Annotated in this window: 6 protein-coding genes; 3 read left to right on the top strand and 3 right to left on the bottom strand. The window is 60.0% G+C overall.

The window, feature by feature from the left end:
• Positions 1-91 precede the first annotated feature (91 nt).
• Positions 92-2,017, bottom strand: coding sequence for a biosynthetic arginine decarboxylase (gene speA, locus NW807_RS04220; protein ID WP_414405228.1), 1,926 nt, complete (start codon positions 2,015-2,017; stop codon positions 92-94).
• A 630-nt stretch (positions 2,018-2,647) separates the two neighbouring features.
• Between speA and dnaK the strand changes: the two genes are divergently transcribed.
• Together dnaK and NW807_RS04210 are read left to right on the top strand one after the other, a co-directional pair.
• Positions 2,648-4,540: a molecular chaperone DnaK gene (gene dnaK, locus NW807_RS04215; protein WP_414405227.1), complete on the top strand. Its 1,893-nt coding sequence runs from the start codon at positions 2,648-2,650 to the stop codon at positions 4,538-4,540.
• Positions 4,541-4,680: 140 nt separating this feature from the next.
• Positions 4,681-5,625, top strand: coding sequence for a DnaJ C-terminal domain-containing protein (locus NW807_RS04210; protein ID WP_414395011.1), 945 nt, complete (start codon positions 4,681-4,683; stop codon positions 5,623-5,625).
• Here NW807_RS04210 and NW807_RS04205 read toward each other — a convergent pair whose 3' ends face one another.
• Positions 5,626-6,963, bottom strand: a complete 1,338-nt coding sequence (locus NW807_RS04205; protein ID WP_414425360.1) for a (Fe-S)-binding protein — start codon at positions 6,961-6,963, stop codon at positions 5,626-5,628.
• 192 nt (positions 6,964-7,155) lie between these two features.
• Between NW807_RS04205 and NW807_RS04200 the strand changes: the two genes are divergently transcribed.
• Positions 7,156-7,476, top strand: coding sequence for a hypothetical protein (locus tag NW807_RS04200; protein ID WP_414425359.1), 321 nt, complete (start codon positions 7,156-7,158; stop codon positions 7,474-7,476).
• 10 nt (positions 7,477-7,486) lie between these two features.
• On the opposite strand, the gene NW807_RS04195 is transcribed toward NW807_RS04200, so the two are convergent.
• The gene (locus tag NW807_RS04195; protein ID WP_414425358.1) at positions 7,487-9,373 is read right to left on the bottom strand and encodes an AMP-dependent synthetase/ligase; all 1,887 of its coding nucleotides are present in this window, start codon (positions 9,371-9,373) and stop codon (positions 7,487-7,489) included.
• Positions 9,374-9,430 lie beyond the last annotated feature (57 nt).

Here is a 9,430-nt window from a genome sequence, read left to right as displayed (position 1 = left end):
TTCCGTGACCTACTCCCGGCACTGAGTACAGCGCAGGGCTCAGCTACCCCCACCACCCCCACGAGCTAAAGCCGGGATGGCAGAGGGGCAGCTAGCGGTGCAGGTAAGTGTAGGCCCGCAGGTTGTCTTCAAAGTGCTGCTGCAGCGCCCTAGCCTGCTCTAGAGTGATCTGCCCCCTTTGTAGCGCGGCTTCAGTGGCGTGGTGCAGGGCTTCCACCAGGTCTTCGCTGGTGTATTGCACCCAGCTCAGCACCTCAGCAATCGTGTCTCCCTTGATCACTTGGGAGACGTGATAGCCGCCAGGACGGGTGCGGACATGCACCGCGTTGGTGTCGCCAAAGAGGTTGTGCAGATCCCCCAGGATCTCCTGGTAGGCACCCCCCAAGAACACCCCCAGCAGGTAGGGCTGCCCGTCGGGATCATGCAGCGGCAAGACCGAGGTGATTTGGCCGTCTTCGCCAAAGAAGCGGTTGATCTTGCCGTCGCTGTCGCAGGTTAGATCCGCCAAGGTAGCCCATTGGCGCGGCTCCTCGTCCAGACGGTGGATGGGCATGATGGGAAAGACCTGGCCGATGGCCCAGCTATCCGGCAGGGACTGGAACAGGGAGAAATTGCCGTAGTAGATGCTGGCCAGCATCTCGTCCAGCTCCAGGAGATCTACAGCCACGGGCTGTCCTGCCTGGTACTGCTCGTAGGCCAAGGTGCAGATCTTGTCGGAGCAGTTCCAAAACAGCCGCTCCACCTCGGCCCGCTCCTGCAAGCTGAGGGATCCCTCGATGAACTGGCGCAGGGCAGCTTCTTTTAGCTCCTGGCAGCGGCGATAATCGGCCACTAGGGTATCGGGCCGGATCTCGTAGTAGAGCTGGTTTAGCTTCTGGATCACCTCTGCATTGGAGGTGAGGTGGGTAGGCATGGGGTAGGGGCTAGCCACATTGACATCCTGCACGTCAAAGACCAACACCGACTGGTGGGACATCAAGGCCCGCCCGCTTTCGGTAACCAGCACCGGTGGCCGGATCCCATGCGGCTGCAGGGTGGTCAGCACTGTCTGCACCACGGTGGCGGCGTAGTCCTCGACGCTATAGCTCTGGGAGAAATGACTGGCGGACTGGGATCCGTCGTAGTCAACCCCTAAGCCGCCGCCGATATCCAGGTAGCCCATCGGCGCTCCCAGCTTGACGAGTTCAATGTAGATCTGGCTGGCCTCCCGCACAGCCCGCCCGTGCACACTCGCCATCGAGATCTGCGAGCCGATGTGGTAGTGCAATAGGCGCAGACAGTGCAGCTTGCCGACTTCCCGCAGCCGTTCCACCACCTGCAAAATCTCCGTCGCTGTAAGGCCAAACTTGGCCCGATCCCCGGCCGAGGTGCCCCAGCGCCCGCTGCCTTGGGTAGAAAGCTTGGCCCGCACCCCCAGCATGGGATCAATGCCCAGGTGCTCGGCAGCCTGCAGCACCAGCTCCAGCTCCTGCAGCCGCTCCAGGACGATGATGGGTGTGCGCCCCAGCCGCTGGGCCAAGAGGGCCGTTTCCATAAAGTCGCGGTCTTTGTAGCCATTGCAGATTAGCAAAGCCCCGGGAGTGTCCAGCAGAGCTAGGGCGATCAACAGCTCCGGCTTCGATCCCGCTTCCAGGCCAAAATGGTAGGCGCGGCCGTGCTTCACCACCTCTTCCACCAGGTGGCGCTGCTGGTTCACCTTGACCGGGTAAACCCCCCGATAGACATTGGGGTAGCCAAAGCGCTCAATGGCCTGCTGAAAGCTCTGGCAAAGCTGCCGCATGCGGTCGGCCACAATCTCGGGAAAGCGAATTAACAACGGCAACTGCAAACCCCGCGCCACCAGATCCTTCACCAGGTGGTACAGGTCAATGCCCGGTTCCTGCTGCTGTAGGCCCTGTGGGGTTACCTCCACATGACCAGCGGCGTTGATACGGAAGTAGGGCTCCCCCCAGTAGCAGATGCGATAGAGCTTTTCGCTGTCTCGCAGTGTCCAGGGAGAACGAGTCAAAGTCGGCATAGCAGTCCCCCAGATACCGAGATGTGAACAGCGCAGGATTTCCGCACAGAATCCACAATATATTGCTCTATTTCAGAAGGCGTCAAGATTTTTCTCAAGCAGGGACGCTGTGCCGGAAACTGCCTAAGCCTTGCCAGATAAGGCTTTGGGCTTGAGAGCTCCTTGAAAAAGGCTCTAGCAGCAAGCTCTCTCTTTCTCTTTCTTTTGCTGTTTTTCTTAGTCTTTCTCACTAATGCTCTTTTTTGCCTCGATGGATCCCCGCTGTAACCCTGCGGGGAAGGGCACGAACGCCTGGCTGCTCCTCAGCAAAGGGGTGATTGGCGACGTGAAGTTGGTCTGGGCCTGCAACTCTTGCGGTGGCGGCCCTGGATGAGTTTTTCTCCCCACTCCCGAAGCTTCGACTCCCCAACCCCGCAGGTACGGAGATCCGTAATAGGTCGGCTTTTCAACCCCCAGAAATGGGCGGCATTCTCGCCCTAGCGTTGCCAACCACCTGGTTAAGATCGGCTCAGGAAATGGCTAAGCCTTTGCCAGATTTTCGCAAGTTGGCTGCCCAAGCTACCCCACAAGCGGATGGGCTGGCGGCGGTAACCGAAGTCCTGTACACACAAAGAGGAGAAGAAGGAGCCGATGGGAAAAGTTGTAGGAATTGATCTGGGCACAACCAACTCGGTTGTCGCCGTAATGGAGGGGGGTGTCCCCACGGTTATTCCTAATGCCGAGGGGAGCCGCACCACACCCTCGGTAGTTGCCTTTACCAAGGATGGGGAGCGCCTGGTGGGTCAGATGGCCCGTCGCCAGGCAGTGCTCAACCCCGAGAACACCTTTTACTCCGTCAAGCGGTTTATCGGGCGCAAGTACGACGAGGTGGGCGCCGAGGCCAGGAGGGTTCCCTACCAGGTGCGGCGGGATGAACGGGGCAATGTCAAGTTGTACTCACCCCGCATGAACAAGGAATTTGCCCCCGAGGAAATCTCGGCCATGGTGCTGCGCAAGCTGGTCGAAGATGCCAGCCGCTACCTGGGTCAACAGGTCACCCAAGCCGTTATTACCGTGCCTGCCTACTTTAACGACTCTCAGCGGCAGGCCACCAAAGATGCAGGCCGCATTGCTGGCTTGGAGGTGCTGCGCATCATCAACGAGCCGACAGCGGCTTCCTTGGCCTACGGCTTGGATAAGCGCACCAACGAGACCATCCTTGTCTTTGACCTGGGCGGTGGTACCTTCGACGTCTCCATTCTCGAGGTAGGAGATGGGGTCTTTGAGGTGAAAGCCACTAGCGGCGACACGCAACTGGGCGGCGACGACTTCGACAAGAAGATCGTCGACTGGATGGCCGAAGAGTTCAAGCGCATGGAAGGGATCGACCTGCGGCAAGACCGACAGGCCCTGCAGCGGCTAACAGAAGCTGCTGAGAAAGCCAAGATTGAGCTGTCCAGCGTCTTGGAGACCACCATCAACCTGCCCTTCATCACTGCCACTGCCGACGGTCCGAAGCACCTGGAGCTGAAGCTCTCGCGCGCCCACTTTGAGCACCTCTGCGCCGACCTGCTAGAGCGCTGCAAAGGTCCGGTGGAGCAGGCCCTGCGGGATGCTAAGCTCACCAAGGCTGACATCAACGAAGTGGTGCTGGTGGGCGGTTCCACCCGCATTCCGGCGGTACAGCGGTTAGTGAGGGAACTGCTGGGCAAGGAGCCCAACCAAACCGTCAACCCCGACGAGGTGGTGGCTGTCGGCGCTGCCATCCAAGCCGCGGTGCTGGCGGGCGAGGTCAAAGACGTGCTGCTCTTGGATGTCACTCCCCTGTCGCTGGGGGTGGAAACCCTGGGCGGTATCGCCACCAAGCTGATCCCGCGCAACACCACCATTCCCACCCGCAAGTCGGAGATCTTCTCCACAGCGGAAGATGGGCAGACCTCGGTGGAAATCCACGTGGTCCAAGGGGAGCGGGAGTTGGCTCGCGACAACAAATCGCTGGGCCGCTTCAGGCTGGAAGGGATCCCACCCGCTCCTCGGGGTGTGCCCCAAATTGAGGTGACCTTTGATATCGACGCCAACGGCATCCTCAAGGTAACGGCTAGAGACAGGGGGAGCGGCAAGGAGCAGAGCATCTCCATCACCGGCGCCTCCACGCTCGATAGCAAAGAGGTGGAGCGGATGATTGCCGAAGCGGAAAAATACGCCGCCGAAGACCGCGCTCGCCGCGAGAAAATCGAGCGCCGCAACAAGGCCGACTCTCTGGCCTACCAGGCCGAGCGGCAGTTGAAGGAGCTGGGAGACAAGATCTCCTCCAGCAAGCGCAGCCAAATCGAAACCCTGGTGCGGGAGCTGCGGGAGGCCATCCAGCGCGATGACGACAGCGCCATCCAAAGCAAGGAGCGGGAGCTGCAGGAGGCTCTCTACGCCATGAGCAGCGAGCTCTATCAGCAAGCTGGCGCTTCCTCTAGCTCCACTGCTAGCGCAGGGAAGACTGCCGGCGGCAGCGATGACGTCATTGACGCCGATTTCACTGAGGCCAAGTAACCCCTGCGGGATCCCTCTAGGAAGGAGGGATCCGGCTTCTGGTGCCAGTTTCAACAGGAGGAGGGAGGGGATGGGCAAGGGTCACTAGCCCGCCTCCTTCCTTCTTCGGGGTTGGTAGCCCTCTGCCTGCGGATGCCTCCATGCAAAGCTTCAAGGACTACTACAAAATTCTGGGGGTTAGCAAGACAGCCACTGCTGAGGAGATCAAGCAGGCCTATCGTCGCTTGGCGCGGAAATACCACCCAGACGTCAACCCCAACGACAAAACTGCTGAGGAAAAGTTTAAAGACATCAACGAAGCCTACGAGGTTCTCTCCGATCCCAGCAAGCGCAGGCAGTACGACCAATTCAGCCAGTACCACCAGCAGGGTGGCTTTCGCTACCGGCGAGAGACCTACAGCAGCCCCTTTGGCGAAAGCTCCTTTGGCGAGGACTTTGGCTTGGGGGGAGGGGGCGTCGATTTCGACCAGTTTGAAGACTTTCAGGATTTTATCGATCAACTGCTAGGGCGAGTGCGCAGCTCTGGCAAAGACCGCAGCAGTCCTTCGGCCAATGCCAACTACGACGCGGAGGCCACCCTCCACCTTTCCATCTCGGAAGCGTTTGAGGGGGGAAAGCGCCGCCTGCGGGTGGGCGGGGATCGCGTGCTTGAGGTGAGCATCCCACCGGGAATCACGCCGGGCAAGCGAATTCGCCTGCGCGGCCAGGGCCACCCCAAACCCAACGGGGGCGCTGGCGATCTCTACCTCAAGATCGAGTTGAAGGAGCATCCCTTCTACCGCCTAGAGGGGTTTGACGTCTACTGCGACCTGCCGCTTAGTCCCAGCGAGGCGGTTTTAGGTGCCCAGGTGGAGGTGCCCACGCTAGACGGGCTGGTGAAGCTGCGCATCCCGCCAGGGACGCAACCAGGGCGAAAGCTGCGGTTGGCAGAGCGGGGCTTTCCCAAGGGCAACGGGGAGCGGGGCGACTTCTACGCGGTAGTTCAGATCTATTTGCCCACGCGGCTTTCGGAGGAGGAACGAGAACTCTACGAAAAGCTGCAGCGCATCCAGTCCTACGATCCCCGCGCCGCTCTCAAGCTCTAGCTAGGCAGTTGCCTTGGCTAGCTCTGGAGTGGGCGGTTGGAGAGCCCGGTCCAAGAGCTCCATGGGGTGGTAGATGGGGATCCCAGCCTTGCCTTGCAGGCGCAGGTGCTTTTGGATTTGCAAGCGGCAGCCGATGTTGGCGGAGACGATCCCCTGGGCGCCGGTGTTGAGGAGGTTGGCCACCTTTTGGGATCCCAGCTCGTCCGCCACCTCGGGTTGCAACAGGTTGTAGACGCCGGAGCTGCCACAGCAGAGGGCAGCATCGACGGGATCCCGCAGCTCCAGGCCCGGGATCTGCCGCAGCAGTTGGCGCGGCTCCTGGCTAAGGCGCTGCCCGTGTAGCATGTGACAGGCATCCTGATAGACCAGCACCAAGGGATCCGGCTGCAGCGGATGGAGAGGAGCGGTCAACCCCACCTGAGCAAGAAACTCCTGGATGTCCTTGACTTTGGCCGCAAACTGGGCTGCTTTCTCTTGGTAGTGGGGATCCTCACCCAGGATGTGGCCGTACTCCTTCAGCGTATGCCCGCAGCCAGAGGCAGTGATAAGAATGGCATCCAAGTCGTAGACAGCAAAAGCATCCACCATCTGGCGGGCCAGAGTTTTCGCCTGCTGCAATTGCCCTTGGTGGTGGGGCAAGGCTCCGCAACAGCCCTGGGCAGGTGGGATCACCACCTCACAGCCATTGTGGGCTAAGACGCGCATACTGGCCTCATTTACCTGGGGGGCAAACAGGCGCTGCACACAGCCAGGAATCAGCCCCACGCGAAAACGGCGCTCGCCCACCGCCGGGATCCGCTCCGGATAGCGCTTGGGCAAAAGGTGCTCCACCTGCAAAGGGGGCAGCAGCGATTCCATGGCCGCTAGCCGCGGGGAGATCTTTTCCAGCCCCTTGTGGACCCAGGCGCCGATCCCCATCTTTTGGTAGAGCCAGAGGGGCCAGAGCAGCAGTCGCAGCCGCTCCGGATAGGGGAAGAGGAAAAAAATCAACTGGCGGTACAGTCGATCCCAGAGGTTGCGGCGGTAGTTGCGCTCAATCTGAGGTCGGGTCGCGGCAATCAGCCGGTCGTAGCGCACCCCCGAGGGGCAAGCCGTTACACAGGCCAAACAGCCCAGACAAGTGTCGAAGTGGGAAACCACTGCCGCTGAGAGAGAGATTTGGCCCTGATTGAGGGCGTCCATCTGGTAGATGCGGCCCCGAGGTGAGTCCATCTCCTTGCCGAGGACGCGATAGCTGGGGCAGGTGGTCAGGCAAAACCCACAATGCACACAGGCATCGATCAGCTTCGGATCCGGGGGATCCACCCCATCAAAACCCGGCCCTTGCGATAAACTCATTGGCTGCGACCTATCGCGCTCTCAGCTCTACATGGCCATGCAGGGAGACAATTGGCAGCTTGCGATCCCACTCTCCCTTTCCTGCATCTTAATGCCAGAAGCGGGATCTGAGGGCGTTTACTCCCATCCAGGCGCTCTTCTGGCTCGTACTACCCTAGAGAAAGCACTTGTCAACTCTTCCCTTTGAGAGCCATGAGCTGGCAACACCTCTTCACTCGCGCTTTTTGGGCGGCGACCCTCGCCAGCTTGGGCCTGCCGGGAGCGGTTCTGGCCCAGGCTAACCTGCGGGAGCTCCCTCCGGACTTGGCAGAACAGCTCACCACAGAGCAGATCCTGCAAGCCTGCGCCGCCAACCAAGCCGATACCCTGCCCAGCCCCTTCCCGGACGTGGTGCCGACCGACTGGGCCTACAAGGCAGTGCTGACGCTCTACTACTGTGGGGCCTACCGGGGGGCAATCCCGCCGGAGCAATTCCGGCGTTACCTGGAGCAACAACGGGGATCCCAAACCTAGAAGGCTGGCTCTACTTCAAAGATCGGTACATTTCCTCAATAAGGTGAGCGTAGCGCTCCGCCACGGGGTTGCGCTTAATTTTCAGCGTCTGGGTCATGAGGCCATTTTCCACACTCAGGGGCTCTGGCAAGAAGCGAAAGTCAGCAACTTGCTCGTCGGGCCGATAGCCAGGGCGCTCTTGGATGCGGCGGCGTACTTCTTGCAAGATGAAGCGGCGCACCTGCGGGTGAACGAGCAGCTCGGTCTCGGCAGTAGGGATCCCTTGTTCAGCAGCCCAGGCCTTGAGGGCGTCGAGGTTGGGGTAGATGAGGGCAGCCAATTTTTTTTGGTCTTGCCCGACGATCACAATCTGGCTGATGTAGGGAGATTGCAGGCAGGCATCTTCCAGTGGCTGTGGCTCGACATTTTCGCCGTTGAGCAACACGATCACGTCCTTGGCCCTGCCGGTGATCACCAGTTGTCCGTCGGGAGTGAGCCAGCCTAGATCCCCGGTTTCAAACCAGCCATCAGAGCTGAGAACTTTAGCGGTGGCTTCTGGATTGTTGTAGTAGCCCATCATCACCTGCGGGCCACGGGCCAGGATCAACCCCTTTTGGCCAGGGGGCAAGGGCTGCCGGGTTTCCGGATCGACAATGCGAAACTCCGTCCCTGGCAGCGGTGGGCCAGCCGTACCGCGCACGTTGTTGTCAGGACGCCGCGCGCATAGCACTGGCGAGGTTTCCGTGAGGCCGTAGCCATTCAAGATGGAAATCCCAACAACTTCATAGAACAGATCCAGATAGGCAGGTAGGGATGCGCCGCCGCTAATAGCATGTTGAAAATTGGGGCCTAGTGCTTGTCGCACCTTGCGGTAGATGAGCCAATCGGCCAGCCGATGCAGGGGCCAGAGCAGCCAATGTTGCAAGCGAGCCCGTAGGCGCACCCAGGGGCTGACTCCGTAATGCAAAATTGACTGGTTGCGAGCTATCCGTCCAGAGAGCACATGGCTTTCACTGACAGCCATCAGAGCACGGATTAGCCACTGCAGGAGGGGGCTTTTCTCTTTGAATTGCCGCTGGATCCCTTCATAAACGGTTTCCCAAATGCGCGGCACTGCCACCAAATAGTGGGGCTGCTCCTGTTGAAAATCTTGTTTGATAAAGCGGGGGCTAGTATAGACCAGCGTGCAGGCGCGACTAAGGAGAAAATACTCGCAAGCCCGCTCATAAGAGTGCCAAGTGGGCAGAATGCTCAACACCTTGTTCCCCGGTTGGGGCTGTACGACCGCGCCCAAGTTCTCCACCTGGTGCATGAGGTTGCCGTGGCTGAGCATCACCCCCTTGGGCTGACCGGAGGTCCCGGAAGTGTAGATGATGGTGGCCAACTGGGATCGCTCCAACTTGGGGGGCTCGTAGCGGTGTTCTCGCCCTGTTTGCAGCCACTGAGAAAAATTCACTACTCCTGGCTCTTCTTCGTCCGAAAGCAGCAGCAGCCGCTCTAGACCCAGCTCCTCCACAACTGACCGAACCCGTGCCAGCGTCTTCACATCCTGGGCAATCAAAGCGGTGCTCCCGGAATGGCGCAAAATGTAGCCCAGCTCCGCTGGATCCGCTACGGCGCTGCGCGGCACATTGACTGCTCCTGTAAACAGCGTGGCCAGATCCGCCATCAGCCAGCGGGGGGAATTGTCGGCAAAAATGGCTACCCGATCCCCAGGGCGAATGCCCAAAGCCTGTAAGCCAGCAGCCAGCGTCTGAATGCGGCGGAACAGTTCCCCATAGGAAATCTCAAAGACCGGCTGGGCATGGGGATCCCTGAGGGCAGGCTGGTCAGCAAACTTCTCGGCTAGGACTTGCCAGACGTTGAGTAGAGTCGTCTCCGGGGCAGCGGGTGTAGCAGCAGCGGAGACAACGGTCATAGATCCGGGCCGTAAATCACGCTTACACTTTAACAGAGCGCGCACAAACTCGAAGGC

This window comes from Synechococcus sp. R70.1 (genome assembly GCF_047461675.1).
Lineage (GTDB): Bacteria > Cyanobacteriota > Cyanobacteriia > Thermostichales > Thermostichaceae > Thermostichus.
This window is presented reverse-complemented; position numbering and strand designations above follow the sequence as displayed.